16 protein-coding genes are annotated in these 16,889 nt (G+C 24.8%); 1 reads left to right on the top strand and 15 read right to left on the bottom strand.

What is annotated here, in order from left to right; genetic code table 11:
* The 9 genes from CLOACE_RS11695 to CLOACE_RS00870 all read right to left on the bottom strand — a co-directional run bounded on the left by CLOACE_RS11695 (position 1) and on the right by CLOACE_RS00870 (position 8,935).
* On the bottom strand, positions 1 to 141 hold the full coding sequence (locus CLOACE_RS11695) for a hypothetical protein (RefSeq protein WP_175429417.1): 141 nt from the start codon (positions 139 to 141) through the stop codon (positions 1 to 3).
* Complete coding sequence (locus tag CLOACE_RS00905) at positions 138 to 587, bottom strand: hypothetical protein (RefSeq protein ID WP_070109157.1); 450 nt, start codon at positions 585 to 587, stop codon at positions 138 to 140. Before CLOACE_RS00905 ends, CLOACE_RS11695 begins: the two co-directional genes overlap by 4 nt.
* A complete protein-coding gene (locus tag CLOACE_RS00900) occupies positions 584 to 1,027 on the bottom strand; it encodes a type IV pilus modification PilV family protein (RefSeq protein WP_070109156.1) in 444 nt (147 codons plus the stop codon). The genes CLOACE_RS00905 and CLOACE_RS00900 overlap by 4 nt, the downstream gene beginning before the upstream one ends.
* Positions 1,008 to 1,457 (bottom strand): type II secretion system protein, encoded by a 450-nt coding sequence (locus tag CLOACE_RS00895; RefSeq protein WP_070109155.1) that lies wholly within the window; start codon positions 1,455 to 1,457, stop codon positions 1,008 to 1,010. Before CLOACE_RS00895 ends, CLOACE_RS00900 begins: the two co-directional genes overlap by 20 nt.
* Positions 1,458 to 1,472: 15 nt before the next feature.
* Complete coding sequence (locus tag CLOACE_RS00890) at positions 1,473 to 1,877, bottom strand: type II secretion system protein (protein WP_070109154.1); 405 nt, start codon at positions 1,875 to 1,877, stop codon at positions 1,473 to 1,475.
* Between the two features lie 19 nt (positions 1,878 to 1,896).
* Positions 1,897 to 3,096, bottom strand: coding sequence for a type II secretion system F family protein (locus CLOACE_RS00885; RefSeq protein ID WP_084027504.1), 1,200 nt, complete (start codon positions 3,094 to 3,096; stop codon positions 1,897 to 1,899).
* A 3-nt stretch (positions 3,097 to 3,099) separates the two neighbouring features.
* Positions 3,100 to 4,605 (bottom strand): GspE/PulE family protein, encoded by a 1,506-nt coding sequence (locus CLOACE_RS00880; protein ID WP_070109153.1) that lies wholly within the window; start codon positions 4,603 to 4,605, stop codon positions 3,100 to 3,102.
* A 577-nt stretch (positions 4,606 to 5,182) separates the two neighbouring features.
* Complete coding sequence (locus tag CLOACE_RS00875) at positions 5,183 to 7,093, bottom strand: cell wall-binding repeat-containing protein (protein WP_070109152.1); 1,911 nt, start codon at positions 7,091 to 7,093, stop codon at positions 5,183 to 5,185.
* A 114-nt stretch (positions 7,094 to 7,207) separates the two neighbouring features.
* Entirely contained in the window at positions 7,208 to 8,935 is a 1,728-nt protein-coding gene (locus tag CLOACE_RS00870; protein ID WP_070109151.1) for an Rqc2 family fibronectin-binding protein, read from the bottom strand.
* Positions 8,936 to 9,134: 199 nt separating this feature from the next.
* On the opposite strand from CLOACE_RS00870, the gene CLOACE_RS00865 reads away from it, so the two are divergent.
* Positions 9,135 to 10,202 (top strand): DPP IV N-terminal domain-containing protein, encoded by a 1,068-nt coding sequence (locus CLOACE_RS00865; RefSeq protein WP_070109150.1) that lies wholly within the window; start codon positions 9,135 to 9,137, stop codon positions 10,200 to 10,202.
* Between the two features lie 308 nt (positions 10,203 to 10,510).
* On the opposite strand, the gene CLOACE_RS00860 is transcribed toward CLOACE_RS00865, so the two are convergent.
* From CLOACE_RS00860 to lspA, 6 genes are all read right to left on the bottom strand, one after another.
* Entirely contained in the window at positions 10,511 to 11,272 is a 762-nt protein-coding gene (locus tag CLOACE_RS00860) for an exodeoxyribonuclease III (RefSeq protein WP_070109149.1), read from the bottom strand.
* 76 nt (positions 11,273 to 11,348) lie between these two features.
* On the bottom strand, positions 11,349 to 13,061 hold the full coding sequence (locus tag CLOACE_RS00855) for a hypothetical protein (RefSeq protein ID WP_070109148.1): 1,713 nt from the start codon (positions 13,059 to 13,061) through the stop codon (positions 11,349 to 11,351).
* Between the two features lie 169 nt (positions 13,062 to 13,230).
* Positions 13,231 to 14,574, bottom strand: a complete 1,344-nt coding sequence (gene uraA / locus CLOACE_RS00850; protein WP_070109147.1) for a uracil permease — start codon at positions 14,572 to 14,574, stop codon at positions 13,231 to 13,233.
* Between the two features lie 54 nt (positions 14,575 to 14,628).
* Complete coding sequence (gene pyrR / locus CLOACE_RS00845; RefSeq protein WP_070109146.1) at positions 14,629 to 15,168, bottom strand: bifunctional pyr operon transcriptional regulator/uracil phosphoribosyltransferase PyrR; 540 nt, start codon at positions 15,166 to 15,168, stop codon at positions 14,629 to 14,631.
* A gap of 325 nt (positions 15,169 to 15,493) precedes the next feature.
* Positions 15,494 to 16,405, bottom strand: coding sequence for an RluA family pseudouridine synthase (locus CLOACE_RS00840; RefSeq protein ID WP_070109145.1), 912 nt, complete (start codon positions 16,403 to 16,405; stop codon positions 15,494 to 15,496).
* Positions 16,395 to 16,850 carry a signal peptidase II gene (gene lspA, locus CLOACE_RS00835; protein ID WP_070109144.1) on the bottom strand — a complete coding sequence of 152 codons (456 nt, stop codon included), beginning with the start codon at positions 16,848 to 16,850 and terminating at the stop codon, positions 16,395 to 16,397. The genes CLOACE_RS00840 and lspA overlap by 11 nt, the downstream gene beginning before the upstream one ends.
* Positions 16,851 to 16,889: the final 39 nt, after the last annotated feature.

Genomic DNA, 16,889 nt, shown 5'->3' with positions numbered 1-16,889 from the left:
TCATCTCCCAATTTTTATATCTGCACTTTGATTTATACTTTTTAGTCTATTTAAAGTATTTTTTCTATTTTCTACTTGAATTTTAAAAGAAACAAATACAATAAAGCTACATATCATACCTATTATAATAGTGTAAATCAATATAAATCCCTTTGTTTTTTTATGCCAAAACATCTTTCATATAAAATTCCTTTCTTGCTTTTTATAGATATATACATAATATTTTCTTTTTTACTTACTTTAAATTCCTCTATGTTTTTTACTATATTATTTGAATTAATAGATGAACATCTATCATAAGAAATTATAATATTTCCATTTTTAGTCATCCTAATCCAATCTGAAGTTTCATTATCTTTTTTAATCAATTTTATTTTGTTATTTACTATTTCTACATCTTGGTAAAATTCTATTTTACTTTCAATAAATATAAAAGCTTCATTTATGTAAAAGTTTTCTTTTCTATAATTCATATTTATACTATAATTATTAATAGTTTTTGAAAAAATCAGCATAATCATAATTAAAAGCATGCTAGATATGCCTATAGTTATTAAAAGTTCTATTATTGTAATACCTTTTTTCATAAATCTTTTTCCTTACTAATGTTACATTCTATAATTTTATTTTTATTAAGTACTTTTCCATATATCTTTAAATTCAAATTTAATTTTTCTTTTTCATGTATATGCAAAACTAAATAATTTTCTTCATGAGGCTTTATATTGGTAAATAAATTTAATATGTTATTTTTCTTTATAGTATCTAATTTTAAATTTTCATTAGTAATATATATGTTGTTACTATTTTTTAATTGAATTATTTCCTCATAAGTACTATTGTAAATCAAATCATTTTTTATAAATTCCATTATTGTAACATATTCATTCATTTTATAATTATAATACTTTAATTTATTGTTATTTACTTGAATAACCACTAATTGAATAAATAAAATGCTAAATACAGTAAGGCTACACATAACTTCAATTAATGAAAATCCCTTTTTAATTTTTGTATTCAACATAACTAGTACCTACACACATTGTAATACGATGTGTTTTTCCTTTTCTATCTTTATATCGTATAGTACAAGCATCTGAACTCATTCCTTTATTATTAATATTTATACATTGATGCTTAGAATTCATATAAGTTAATTTAAATTTATTAGGAATTTTAATTTTATCAATTATTTTTTTATTTGCTTTAAAAACAAATTCTTTTTCATTATATTTATAATATATAGTGCCATTAACTTTATTTTTTCTACAATATACTTTGCTATTATTAATTAAATTAATTAGAGAAGTATAAAAAACTTCATTATCAACATTGTTAATTATGCTATTATAATTTTTATAATTTACAATATTAAAAGTTAAAAATATAGATAATATAGATAAAGTTATTACTAATTCTAACAATGTAAATGCTTTTTTATATTTTATATTCATAGTAACCTAAAAAATTTATTCAACATCTTGTGATTTATCACAAAATATTGTGTTCTTTCCTTGTTTTACCTCATAGTAACTTTTATTTGCATCAATACTTACAGTATATTGTTTTTTATCACTTTGAAAATTTATATCTACATTATCCTCACCACATTCACCCTCTATATCTATACTTTTAGCTCCTGTTAAATTAGTTATAGAATCTATAATCTTTTCTTCAACAAACTCTCCATTTTCCTCTGCATAACTTCCCATAACAGCAGTATGTATTTGTTTAGCTGTATTTATAGCTTTAACATTTTTAGCTTTTTCTTGATAACCTATAAATTTAGGTACTAAAAATCCTGCTAATACAATAATTATAGCTATAACTACCATTAGCTCTATTAAAGTAAATCCTTTTTTATTTCCTTTCATTTTTATAGCTAATCCCTCCTTAAATGCAATCCATTATATTAAGTATAGGCATTATTAAAGATATAGTAATTGTGCCTATTATTACAGATAAAATTATTATTAAAACAGGTTCTATAAAACTTGAAAGTATTTTCAAATTTTCTTTAATATCATTTTCATAAATAAAAGATACATTTAAAAATATTTCTTCTAATTTTCCACTTTCCTCTCCTACAATAATCATAGACACAAATAAATCATCAAATATATTTGTACTCTTTAAAGCATCACTTAAACTAAATCCTTTTTCAATATTATATATAGCATTTTTTATAGAATCACTTATATATACATTGTTTACTATATTACTAGATATGTATAAACTTTTTATTATTGAAAATCCAGATTTAATTAAAAGATTCATAGATTTAGAAAATTTTAATAATACAATTTTTTTATATAAATTTTTTATTAAAGGAATTTTTAATTTAAAATTATCTAAAATAGTAAAAGTTTTTAAATCTTTATTTTTTCTTAAAAATTTAAAAAACATTATTATTAAAATTAATATAAAAGTTAATAAAAACAACTTGCCTTTTATAAATTCAAATATGCACATTAACCTATAAGTTGATTTTGGCAAATTTCCTCCTAAAGTACTTAGTATATCAACAAATTGAGGCAATATTTTTATCATTAAAAAAGCTATTACAAATATAGATACAAAACAAACTATAGAAGGATATATCATAGAATTTTTAAATTTTAGTTCTATTTTATACATATTTTCATAATATTCTGATAAATCTTTAAATATTTTTTCTATATTTCCGCTTTCCTCTCCTATGCCTATCATTTCTATTAAAAATTCTGGGTATATGTAGTCAAATTTTTTAATGCTATTATAAAATTTATATCCTTTTATAATATCTTCTTTAATATTTTTTAAACTGTACTTTATATACTTGTTTTTGCATTTAATACTAATTATATCTAATGCTTTCCATATACTTAATCCTGAAGATAGTATAATATAAAACTGTCTGCACATAATAAATATATCTTTTTTATTAGGCTTCCTTATATCTATATTAAATTTTATTAATTTACTGCTTTGCAGGCAAAAATATCCCTTTTGTTTTATTAAAAACAATAACTCCTTTTCATTTTCACAATGAATACAGCCTTTTAAAATTTCTCCTTTAAGATTTTTAGCTTTGTATTTATAAATTTTACTCACTCCCTAATTAAATGAAACATTAACTGCTTCTTCATAAGTAGTTATACCTTTTTTTACTAAATCTATACAATTGTTTCTCAAAGATTGAAAATCCTCTTTATTTACATAGGTATTTAACTTTTGAAATACATTTTTCTTTTCACTAATAGAAGAGTAAAATTTATTAAAATCCAACAATTCATAAGTAACAATTCTTCCTCTATAGCCTGTATTGTTACATTTACTACAGCCTTTCCCCCTATATATATAAGTATTTGAATTTAATTTCAATGCATTTTTTTCTTTAATATCAGGCAAATATTTTTCTCTGCAGTGAACACATATCTTTCTAACCAGCCTTTGAGCTATTATTCCTGTAATTGAATCAAACAACAAATAATCTGGTACTCCCATATCTATAAGTCTTAATATAGAACTTGCTGTATCATTAGTGTGAAGAGTGGATAATACTAAATGCCCTGTAATAGATGCTCTAACTGCTATTTGTGCTGTTTCTTCATCTCTTATTTCACCTACCATAAGTATATCCGGATCTTGTCTCAGTAAATTTCTTAATCCTTTAGCAAAAGTAAAACCTATTTTGTTGTTTACATTAACTTGATTTATTCCCTTAATCACATATTCTACAGGGTCTTCTATAGTTGTGATATTTTTACTATTATTATTTATTTCATTTAACATAGCATATAAAGTAGTTGTCTTACCACTTCCTGTAGGTCCTGTTATTAGTATAATTCCATTAGGCTTTTGTAGAAAATTTTTTAATTTTTTTATATCCTTATAATTAAATCCTAGTGCATTTAATGAAACTTTTCTATTTATATCATAAAGTATTCTTATAACAATTTTTTCTCCGCTTATAGTAGGTAAAGAAGAAACTCTAAAATCATAATTATAATTATTTATATTTAATCTGATTTTTCCATCTTGGGGCATTCTTTTTTCTGCAATATTCATATTAGCCATTATTTTTATTCTAGTATTTATAGAATTGTATATATCTTTGTTTATTTTTAATATTTTATACAAAATACCATCTATTCTAAACCTTATCCAAACAGTATCTTCAAAAGGTTCTATATGTATATCACTGGCTTTTTTATATATAGCTTGTTTTAATATTATATCTGTAAATTTAACTGCTGGTTCTTCTTTTATATTAAAACTTTCTTCTTTAACAAAACTACTGCTTATAGAATGATTTTCTTTTTCTAGTTTTTCTAAAGCTTTTTTAACGTATTGTCTATCATAATAAAAATTTATTGATTTAGTTATGAATTCTTCTTTAGCTAGAATAGCTACTACATCCTTATTTGTTATAAATTTTATATAATCTAATGCAAATTCATCTATACATTTTACAGCTACATACAATTTGTTTTTATCTATTTTCACAGGTATTAAATTATTTTTTAAAGCAAATTTTTTAGGTATTAATTTTACTGCCTCTATATCTATAGAAATTTTATTTAAATCATCAAATTCTTTGGTTTGCCACTGTGCACTCAAATCACATCATCCTCTTATAAAAAGTTCTATTTACATTTATGCCCAAAATTACTATTTTTAAAACACTTTTTATAATAAAAATACTATTTCATATTAAAATTTTTTTATTAATTTAAGATATTCAAAAATATTAACTTATACATCTAGATTTACCAATAAGGATTTTACAAAGTAAATATAAATAATGGAAATAAAACTAAATTTTAATGTAGGCTATTGAATAAAAAATCATTGATATAATTTCCAGATAAAAAATAATTAAAAATAAGCTGCATAAAATAATAATACAGCAACATAAAGAGAGTTTGTAAATAATTAGAATGAATTTTAGACAATCTTAGAAGAAAAAATAAAAAAACTCCGTAATTCATCACAGGACGTGATGAGCCAATTTCCGCCCCAAGGACGGGGCATAAATTGGGTAGGAGTTTTTTTATTTTTTATTCTTAGAGTGTCTTAATGAAATGACTTATTTACAAACTCTCTTTATGTTGCTGTATTATTATTTTATGCAGCTTATTTTTAATTATTTTTTATCTGGAAATTATATCAATGATTTTTTATTCAATAGCCTACATTAAAATTTAGTTTTATTTCCATTATTTATATTTACTTTGTAAAACCCTTCATAGTATGGAAAATCTTTAATTATATAATCATCTATATATAAATAGTCATCTATTATATTTATAGAATCTATTACTCCACTACATAATTCTATTTTTTGTTTTCCATCTAAAGACAGTTTATATAAAGTAAGTTGTTTATCTTCTCCATGATTTTTAAAAGTAGTGTAATAAATATATCCATCTTTTATATTAAAATTTGAAGCTCCTGAAGTATCTCCAAAACATTTATATAATCTATCATCACAGATTTTTACTTTTTCACTGCCATCGGTTTTCATCTTATAAATATGACTATCATTACAATAATAAACATAATCACCATAAACTTCAGAAGCTATTATAGAACTTTCTTTATTTAAAAGTACTTTTTCGCTGCCATCAGTTTTTAATTTGTATAAGTAGCTTATACCATATTGGCTATTGTCTATATAGTAAATCCAATCTCCTTGAACATTTATTTTAGTAAGTGAAGAATCTCCTAATAGCTTATCTCCTTGTCCATTTAATCCTACTTTATATATTTTAAAATCTCCATCAAAATAAGCATTATAATATATATAATCTCCTTGTATTTTCATAGAATAAACATCTTTATTTTTTAATATAAAATATTCCTCTCCAGAGTTTATATTAAGTATTTTTATTCCTTCATCTGTTCCATAATAAATATTATCTCCTATTACATTTAAACATCTTCCTGTACTATTAGATATTTTTATTTTATATAATCCATCTGTAGTCATTTTATATATTTTGGCATTATCTTCTAAATTGAAATAATAAATCCAATTACCTTGTTTAGCCATCATTCCAAAATTATTTATATTTCCATTGGAATTTCCTTCTGTATTTATTTCATAATTTGCACTTTGCTTTAATATACCTGAAGCATTTTCACTTACTGAAGCTTCACCACCTAGTATTATTTGATTATTTATTTCTGATTTATCTATAAAATCTTTTTGCCTTGAAACATTACAACCATCTGTTAAAACAATAGGTGCTTTTAATTTATACGCAATAGAAGTTCCAGATAAAGCATCTGGGAAATTTTGACCATTGGCTACTATAATATTATTACTTTCAAATTTAAAATACTTATTTATATTCAAGCAAGTTTCATATCTATCTTTTCCCTGTATTCTAATTATTTCGGATTTTGTTATGGATTTTACTTCTTTTTCTATATTGCTACTTAAAGCTCCTTGTCCTCCTATTAAATACACTTTAGAAGGATTTATATTATTTAAAATATACTTGCATTGAGAAGTTAATTTACCTTGAGGGCTTAATACTATAGGATATCCATTAATTGAAGCAGCACTAGATATACTTAAAGCATCTGGGAAAGCATATCCATTAACTATAACTACTGGTGTTCCTTTTTCTACATTTAAACTTTCCACTATATTTTTATTTGTTTCAAATCTATCTTTTCCCCATAATCTTTTAATATTATTGTATCCTATAGATTTAAAATATTTTTCAAAATCTTCTCCTACAGCTCCTTTTCCACCTAAAACATATATATTTCCTTCTTTATTTAAGTGATTTTTTATATAATTTATGGTACTTGTACTCTTAGAAACATTTTCTCCTACAAGAAGTATGGGTGCATTTAAATTTCTTGTAAGAGCACTACCTGAAAGAGCATCTGGAAAGTTTAATCCACTAGTTATTATTACATTATCTAATTTACCTTCCTGAAATTTTTCTGCAATATTAGCAGAGGTTTCATATCTATCTTTTCCTTGTATTCTAACTTGATTATAGTTTTTTATGTCCTTTGCTAATACAGGCATAGAAAAATTAATAGTAAATATAGATGTTAATAAAATAAATTTCGTTATTTTATTCATAAATTTCCTCCTTGTATGGTATATTTGTACAAAAATAGCTTACACGTTATTATTCTACATATATGAATATTTTCCTTCATAAAAAAATCCCATAGCAATTTTTTATGTTTTGAATTATTTCAATCTTTCCAATTCTGGTTGTTTTGGATCAATAAAAATAGTTTTATTTGTATAATATATAACCATTCCCGGCTTTGCACCATTAGGTTTATGAACATTTTTAACTTCTGTATAATCTACAGCAACCTTAGAAGATTCCTTACCTTTGCTATAGTAAGCAGCTAAATTTGCAGATTCTTCTAAAGTCTTATCAGAAACATTACCAAAATTTTTAACTATAACATGCGAACCCGGTACTTCTTTAGTATGAAGCCATATATCATGTTTATTTGCAAATTTTAAAGTCAAATAATCATTTTGAAAATTATTTTTTCCTACATATATGTCAATACCTTCAGAAGATTTAAAATGCATAGGCTTAGAAATTTTTTGCTTTTTATTTTTATTTTTTCTAAATCTTATATAACCACTTTCTATAAGCTCTGACTTAATTTCTTCTATAGATTCATAATCTTCTGCATTTTTCAAATTAGTAAATACAGATTGTAAATAATTTATTTCATCTTTTGTTATTTTAATTTGTGTTTTAGCTGATTCTTCAGATTTTTTTAATTTATTATACTTTTTATAATAAAATTGTACATTTTGAGAAGGAGATTTATTTTCCTTTAATTTAATAACTACATTTTCACCAGTATAATAATTTAGTACATTTATTTCTTTATCTCCACTTTTTATATTATATATATTAGCTGTTAAAAGTTCTCCATAAATTTTATATATTTCTTTTTTTTCACATTCATCTAAAGTATTTTTTAATATGCCTAGCTTTTTATAACATCTATCTAAGTTTATATTTATAAGTTTTTGCATAGAAGAAGCTTTATTATTTAACCTGTCTTCTTTATCCTTTTTTAAATAATAATTTTGTAATAAATCTGAAGGGGAATTATACTCTTCTTTATGGTAATTAGTTAAATTAGTAAGTTTTATACAGTGAAAATCTTTAAAAGTACCATCTTTTTTATATAAAGAAAAATCTAATTTTTCCTCTTTAATTTCATTAAACATATTATTTATAAATTCACTTATTAAATTTAAATTATCATAGTTTATTTCAATATTATTATTGTTTAATCTATACCATATTTCCTTTGACAATGGATTACTTACTCCCATGAATACTCTTGAAAATAGCTTGTTATCTAGGGATATATTGTTTTTGTATATATATTCTTTAAAAGATTCATAAGAATAATTTAAAGGGTTTAATTTATTAGATGAAGGTGGAAGTACAAATTCTATACCAGGATAAATGTTTCTTACACTATTAATTTCAGGTGTTACATGCTTTATGCTATCCATAATAATATTATCTCTTTTTCTAACTAAAGTTATATTACTATGCCTTCCCATGATTTCAATAACTAATGTATATATACTATCAAAACCTAATTCATCTAAGCTTTTAAAATCTATAAATACAATTCTATCAGTGTAGAATTGTTTAATGTCTATAATTACAGAATTATTTAAATACTTTCTAAGAAGCATACAAAACATTGGAGCAGTTATTGGATTTGGCTTACTTATAGTAGTTAAGTGAATTTTAGGATATACAGCACTAGCACTTATACACAATTTATAACTTTTTCTATTATTTGATATAGATAAAACTATTTCATCTTTTTCCGGCTGATTTACTTTGTTAACTCTGCCCTTTAAAAGGCAACTTTTTAATTCATTTATAATGCTGTACAAAAATATTCCGTCTAAAGCCATTTTGATTATCATCCTTTCTTTTGATAAAATTACATGTATTAAGTATAACATTATAAAATTTTAAAATAAAGATATTTTGTTATTGATAATATAGTATTAAAGTAGTAAACTAATTTTAGAATTTCTAGAGAGGAGATGATACATTATTGAATTTTTAAAATATTAATAAGTTAGTTTAAAAGGGGAATATGATGGTTAAATGAAAAAAGTAGAAAGATTTTTATTTTTAATATGTTTTATTTTTTTAATAAATGGTTGCACAAGTAAAACAAATAATGTTTTAGAATCTTCACCAGTAGAATATGGCGAAATTATGGCTGCATTTCAAAATGGAAATGAAGTAAATTACTATAAAATAGAAGATGGCAATTTATCTTCAATAGATTTTAAAGATAATGTTGCAGAATTTCAATATAATTTAAATAGCAAAGTATACGTTTATTTAATTAATATAAAAAAAGGAAATAATTTAACTAACAATAAAATAGAAGTACAAAAAAATAATGAAAAGTTTTATATAGATAAGTATTATTTTAATAGTGGTGTAAAAATTTCACCTAACTCCAGCAAAATAGCTTTTACTGCTTATAGTAAAGATTCTTTAGAGAGTATCGAAGGATTAAAAATATATGATATAAAAAACAATAAGGAAATTAATTTAAATTCAAATATACTAATTTCTGGTGATTTATATAACTGGATTAGCGATGAAAAAATAATATATTATGGTACAAATCCAAATAAAAAAATATATAACAATATATGTGTATACAATACTAAAGATAAAACTGAAAAAGTTTATATGGATAAAGTAGAAGGTTTTTGTACTAGTTTAATACCTTTAGAAAGTAATTTATTATATATAGAACAACAATATGATGATAGTAAATTAGCGTTTTATAACAGTGAAAATAATACTAAAAAAATTATAAACAATAATTTAGAAAAAATATATGATTGGGCTTTTAATTCTAAAACAGGAGAAGTATTTTTTATAGGAAAAGAAAAAAATACCGACAAAAATGCATTGTACGAATTCTCCTTAAATTATAAAAACTTAAACAAGTTAAATTATGATTTTCCTGAAAATGTAGATGAAAATGGAGGCATATCTATAGATAAGTCTGGAAATGTATATTTCTGTGGATATAATTCTGAGGATTTTAATTCTAAAGATATATATATGTATAATAACAAAGAAAAATCCAACAACTTAATATCTATAGAATCAGGTCATTACTATGTTTTTGGCAATAAAAAAATTTAGCAATTCAATGGAACCTTTTTGAATTAAGAGTTGAGAGAGAAAATAGTTTGTAAAGTAGCATGGATAGAGTTTGTTAATAAGTAATTATTGAGTTTAAAAATAAAAAAACTCCTAACCAATTTATGCCCTTTCCTTGGGGAAGTTGGCTTATTAGATTCTGTGGTGAATTATGGAGTTTTTTTATTTTTAGAAACTTGTATAGTTTTTTAAAAAAATAAATAATCTAAATGCTACCGCATGAATTTTCTTACGATAATTTTTTATAAGCCCTTATTAATATTTTCATCTAATAATATCCTGCCTTCAATCTATTTTATCTTTATCATTACAGGACAATGATCTGAACCTTGTACTTCAGTAAGAATTTTAGCATCCTTTACATTATCAAGTAAATTATCAGATACAAAATGATAATCTAATCTCCATCCTGCATTTCTTTCTCTAGCTTTAAATCTATAACTCCACCAAGAATATTCTACTTTATCTGGGTATAAATATCTGAAAGTATCAGTATAGCCATTTTCTATTAATTTATCAATCCAAGCCCTTTCTATAGGTAAAAATCCAGATCTTTTTTCATTGGCTTTAGGATTTTTAATATCTATTTCTTTATGTGCCGTATTATAATCTCCACATACTATAAGTTTTTTACCTTCACTTACTAAATTATTGCAATAATCTAAAATAGCATCATAAAATCTTAATTTATAGTCTAATCTTTCGTCATCTTTTTGACCATTAGGAAAATATATATTAAAAAGAATAAACTTTTCAAATTCAGTTATTACTATTCTACCTTCACTATCAAATTCTTCTATATCTATGCCGTATTTTACAGATAAAGGTTTTAATTTAGTATATGTAGCTACACCACTATAGCCTTTTCTGCGGGCAAAACTAAAATAAGAATGATATCCTTCTATATTTTTTAAATTGTCTTCTAATTGATGTGCTTGAAGCTTTGTTTCTTGTATACATAATATATCTGGATTTTCTTCTTCTATCCAGCTAAAAAAATTCTTTTTAGATATTGCTCTAAGTCCATTTACATTCCAAGAATATATTCTCAACATTATCACCTTTCTTTTATAATTTTATATTTTAAAGTATTAGCACTCCCTTTTAAAGAAGTGCTATACTATACTTTTATTTTACACTTTTATTTGTAAATTTAGTTACAGATACTATATTATTATCTTTTATATCCATGTATTTTATTTCAACTTCATCGCTTTCTTTAGTTAAAACTATATTTACTCCTGCTGATTTGGTTACCATAAATAAGTTATTGTTATTTTCTAATTTTATATAAAATACAGTATTTCCATTTTCACTTATAGAGTTAATTCTTTGTACCTTTCCTGATATTGTCTTTTCATCGGCTTTAACACTGTTGGCATTTTTATCTGTGGAATTTATTTTTCCGTAAGCTATGGCATTTTTAAAAGATTCGATAGCAGAGGCTTTGTTGTCTTCTAATACTACATATCCATTTTCAGCTGCTACTATAGCTACTTTTATTAAGGCACCATCAACTTTATTTACTACAGGTACTACCCAAGCTTCACTGCCAAATAAGTTATAAAATAGTGGTTGTACTGGAGCCCAGTTTGCTTTATTTGCTCCTAAAGCCTTGTCTACTGCATTCATTGCTCCTTTACCATTTATATATCCTGAAGTTTTATAGTAGGTCATTTCTCCTGTTCTCATGTTCATTAAAGAGTATCCTGTCATAGTAGTGGATGCTTCTGAAGTATTTGTATGGTCTGTGAACCATTTCATTTCTCCATCTGCATCTACTACTCCTATTACTTCATTAGAATTAATTAATAATCCTTCTACTTTTGCACCGGATTTCCATCTAGTTGGTATGTGAACACCTTTTTTTGATATTTTTTTGTTTAACCATCCTTTTCCCAATGTTCCAAAATATTCATTATACTCTTCAGATACATCAGATGGATATATTTCATCTACCCAATTTGGAACTTTATCTTTATTATAATCTAAAACTTGTCCATCTTTAAAGGACATAAGTAAAACTCCATCAATTACAGGTCCTTTTCTTCCATATTTATAATGTCCATAACTTCCTACATAATAAGGATTTCCTTCATAATCTAACTCTGCATTAGCTTGAAAAAGCACTGCATTTTTTTTGTATTTACGCAAATGCCTTTCTAGCTTTTTATTTAAAGCAAAAGATTCTGCATATTTTACTGGTATGTTTATTATTTTAGCTTCTTCTGTTTTTTCTGCTGATACATATATAACTCCTGGAATTTCTTTATTAGTAAAAGCTCTTAAAAGTCCATCTATTTCTATAGGTGCTACATAGCAAGTACCATTTTTTGTGCTAGTTATACCTAATTCTCCTATTTTATATATGCTTGGATTAGGCAATGTTCCTAGCATTTTTTGCATTTCGTAATAAGCAGTTTCCGGTGAAATTATTATAACATGTTCTGCATTTATTTTAGATATTTTGTCATTACTTTCTTTTAAATTAACCATTTTTGCTAAATTTTTAGATTGTCCAATTACATAAGGATAGCCATTATAAACCATACTACCAATTATTAAAATTATCATAGTAGATAAAAATAAATTTTCCTTTTTATCTTTTGTTGTTTCTTTTTTACGTTCTACAAATGTATTTACTGTTGCAAATATTATTTGAAATAGTGCAGGAATCCAAATTGCAGAAATTAAGAAAGATATGCTTCTATCCATATTAAATATATAGAAAAGTATAAAGGATACTACAAATCCTAAACTTCCTCTAAATATTTGTTCTTTCATATACTCTTTTTTAAAGCTGGGTTTTAAGAAAAGTATAATCATTATCATATAAAACATTTTATCTCCTCGCTTTTAATAAATTTTATACTAGTTTAACAAAATTTATTACTATATGCAAATTGACCAACTTTTTTTAGTTAAGAGTTAAAATTTAAGAGTTGTGGAGAAAAATTCTCCGCAACTCTTAAATCTCAACTCTTCACTAAAAAAATTGCATAGCAATTTTTTAAATTGCTGCTTTTTTTGATTTTAAACCATTTTTTTGTTCTGATTCTTCAATAACCACTGCTGAGTCTTCACTTTTGCTTTGCTCAGGTAATATTAAATTTAATATTATTCCAACTAATGTAGCTAGAGCTACACCTGCTATTTCTACATCTGAACCATTAAATTTAAATTTAATAGCTGCACCACCTATGCCAAGTACTATTATTACTGAAGCTATTATAAGATTTCTCTTTTTACTAAAATCTATTTTATCTTCTACAAATACTCTAAAACCAGAGGAAGCTATTATTCCAAATAAAAGTATACTAACTCCACCCATTACAGGCATTGGCATAGTTTGTATTATTGCTGCTACTGGTCCTATAAAAGATAATACTATTGCAATTACAGCTGCAAAACCTATTACCCATACACTATAAACTCTTGTTATAGCCATAACTCCTACGTTTTCACCATAAGTTGTGTTAGGAGGACCTCCTGCAAATCCTGCAAATATAGTAGCCAAGCCATCTCCTAATATGGATCTATGAAGACCTGGTTCTTTTGTAAAGTCTCTTCCTACTACATTATTTGTTACATATACGTGTCCTATGTGTTCTGCTAATGTTACAAAAGCTACTGGTGCCATAAGTATCATGGCATTTATATTAAATTTTGGTGCCATAAATGGTGGTAATTGAAATAATTTTGCACTTACAATTTGGTTTATTGCTTCTTTAGGTATAACTCCTAAAATTAAAGCTGACATATATCCAACTATCATTGATATAAGTATTGGAATTACTCCTAAAAATCCTTTGAAATACATTGTTCCTAATACTCCCACAGCTAAAGTTATCATAGATACTGCTATCCAAGCCCATCTTGGTACACTTTGCATTGCTGGAGTGGTAAAAGCTGAGTTTAACCCTGCCCAATTTATAGCTACTCCTGCAAGTCCAAGTCCTATAACAATAACTACTGAACCTACAACTACTGGTGGAAGAGCTTTATTTAACCAATCTATACCTGTAAATTTAATAATTAAAGCTACAATTACATATACAAACCCTGCTGCAATTATTCCAGATAACATGGCATTAGGACCATAAGCTGCTGAAGCCACTGTCATAGGTCCTATAAAAGCAAAGGATGAACCAATATAGGCAGGTAACTTTGCCTTAGTACAAAGTATATAAAGAAGTGTTCCTATTCCACTACAAAAAAGAGCAATTGAAGGACTCATTCCTGTAAGCATTGGTACTAATATAGTAGCACCTACCATAGCAAATAAATGCTGAAAACTTAAAGGTATTGTTTTTAACATGGGTAATTTTTCTTCTACATCTACATAATTTTTCATTAATAATTTCCTCCTTTTTTAGCCTCGCTGGGACTAATTAAAAAGTTTTATTTTTTATTTGTCATATATTTTTATAGAATCTACTTCATTGTCTACTTCACTAAGTTCTACTGCTACTAGTTCATTTCTTGAAGTAGGAATGTTTTTTCCAATGTAATCTGGTCTTATAGGAAATTCTCTATGACCTCTATCTACAAGTACAGCTAATTGTATCATTTCTGGTCTTCCATTATCTATTACTGCATCTAAAGCTGCCCTTACAGTTCTTCCTGTATATATAACGTCATCTACTAAAATTACTTTTTTTCCTTCTATGTTTATTTTTATATTTTCATCTTTTATAGTAGGTTTATCTGTAAGCTGTGTTAAATCATCTCTATACAATGTTATATCTACACTGCCTACTGGTATTTTAACACCTTCTATATTTTCTATATTTTTTGCTATTCTATTTGCAAGGGGTACTCCTCTTCTTTTTATTCCTACTAATACTATATTATCTGTTCCTTTATTTTTTTCTAAAATTTCGTGAGATATTCTGGTTAAAGTTCTATTTACTCCCTTTTGGTCTAATATAACAGCTTTTAAATTCAAAATAAACCACCCCCTAAATTATAGCCATTAAAAAAAGCGTCTTGACCCCATCAAGACGCTATAATATACATGTCCATATATTATTCAAGAGCAACCTTATAATCTCACAGGATCATTTAAAGGATTTAATATTTATTTTTATCAAAGTTATATTATCACAAAATCTAAAATTTTTCAACTAAATTTTTAATTGCATTATTTGTTTTTTTATAATACATCTATTCCTAACTAACAAAATTTAAAATTTTTTATAGTGCCAATGTAGAAAAATTCTCCACAACTCTTAACTTTTAAATATTAACTCTTAACTAAAAAAGATTGCATATCAATCGTTTTTTACTATATTAACTATCCTTTGAAAATATTCTGGAATTGGTGTTTCAAATTCCATGTATTGATTTTTAGTAGGGTGAATAAATCCAAGTTTTTTTGCATGAAGCATTTGTCCTTTTAAATTAAATCTTTGTTTTTTCAAACCATATACAGCATCTCCTACAAGTGGGTGTGCTATATAACTCATATGTACTCTTATTTGATGGGTTCTTCCTGTTTCTAATATGCATTTTACTAATGTATTATTTTTATACATTTCCATTACTTCATAATGAGTAATGGCTTCTCTGCCACCTTCAACTACAGCTATTTTAATTCTTTCAGAAGGATGTCTTGCTAAAGGAGCATTTATTGTGCCTTTATACTCTTTTAATTTACCTTCTACTAGTGCAATATATTCTCTAGTCATAGAATGATTTTTTAGCTGCTGTGCTAGTTTATCATGAGAATTATCGTTTTTAGCTACTACTAGTATTCCAGAAGTATCCTTATCTATTCTATGTACTATGCCTGGTCTAGTTACACCATTTACTTTTGATAAGTTTTTGCAATGATATAATAGTGCATTTACTAAAGTTCCTGAATAATTATTTGTTGCTGGATGGACAACCATGCCTTGAGGTTTATTTACTACTAAAACATCTTCATCTTGGTATATTATATCTAAGTCTATATTTTCTGGTTCTATTTTTAATTCTGTGGATTTTGGAATATAAGCAGTTATTTTATCCCCTAATTTTACTTTATAATTGCTTTTTTTAATTTTCCCATTTACAAGTACATTGCCCTTTTCTATTTTATTTTGTATATAAGATCTAGATTTGTCTTTAAATTCATTAGTTAAAATTAAATCTAACCTAGTACCTTTTAGGTTTTCATTTATTATAATATATTTATTTTCCATGAATCTCTTCCTTTATTAAATATATTGCCAATAATAAGGCTCCTAAAGAAACTAGCATATCTGCTATGTTAAATGTAGGAAAATAATACACATTTTTATAGTGTAATAAAATGAAATCTACTACAAATCCATACATTACTCTATCTATAAGGTTTCCTATAGCACCGCTAATTACAAAAGCAAGTCCTATTCTAAGAAGATTAGATGTAGGTTTGTATTTTAATATGTAATATACTATTCCTATTAAAACAATTAAAGTTATTACTACTAAAAATAAAAGTTTATTTTGTAGTATTCCAAAAGCTGCTCCTCTATTTTCTAAATAAGAAAATGCAAAAAAATTTGGTATAATTATAACATTATTTCCTAAAGCTAAATATTTTAACGCCCATATTTTTGTTATTCTATCTAGTATTATACCTAAAATAATAATTATAAATTCCAAAAAATGCTCTCCCCCTTTGCCAGTAAATTATTGCAACTA

The organism is Clostridium acetireducens DSM 10703, assembly GCF_001758365.1.
Lineage (GTDB): Bacteria > Bacillota > Clostridia > Clostridiales > Clostridiaceae > Clostridium_C > Clostridium_C acetireducens.
The sequence above is the reverse complement of the archived record's forward strand: the minus strand, read 5'-3'. Positions and strand labels throughout refer to the sequence as shown.

What these genes read in the sequence shown, in the direction of transcription:
- CLOACE_RS00875 (WP_070109152.1), bottom strand. Translation starts at nt 7,093, where the DNA reads ATGAATAAAATAACGAAATTTATTTTATTAACATCTATATTTACTATT.
- CLOACE_RS00870 (WP_070109151.1), bottom strand. Translation starts at nt 8,935, where the DNA reads ATGGCTTTAGACGGAATATTTTTGTACAGCATTATAAATGAATTAAAA.
- uraA (WP_070109147.1), bottom strand. Translation starts at nt 14,574, where the DNA reads ATGAAAAATTATGTAGATGTAGAAGAAAAATTACCCATGTTAAAAACA.
- CLOACE_RS00900 (WP_070109156.1), bottom strand. Translation starts at nt 1,027, where the DNA reads ATGTTGAATACAAAAATTAAAAAGGGATTTTCATTAATTGAAGTTATG.
- CLOACE_RS00865 (WP_070109150.1), top strand. Translation starts at nt 9,135, where the DNA reads ATGAAAAAAGTAGAAAGATTTTTATTTTTAATATGTTTTATTTTTTTA.
- CLOACE_RS00890 (WP_070109154.1), bottom strand. Translation starts at nt 1,877, where the DNA reads ATGAAAGGAAATAAAAAAGGATTTACTTTAATAGAGCTAATGGTAGTT.
- CLOACE_RS00840 (WP_070109145.1), bottom strand. Translation starts at nt 16,405, where the DNA reads ATGGAAAATAAATATATTATAATAAATGAAAACCTAAAAGGTACTAGG.
- CLOACE_RS00895 (WP_070109155.1), bottom strand. Translation starts at nt 1,457, where the DNA reads ATGAATATAAAATATAAAAAAGCATTTACATTGTTAGAATTAGTAATA.
- CLOACE_RS00855 (WP_070109148.1), bottom strand. Translation starts at nt 13,061, where the DNA reads ATGTTTTATATGATAATGATTATACTTTTCTTAAAACCCAGCTTTAAA.
- CLOACE_RS00905 (WP_070109157.1), bottom strand. Translation starts at nt 587, where the DNA reads ATGAAAAAAGGTATTACAATAATAGAACTTTTAATAACTATAGGCATA.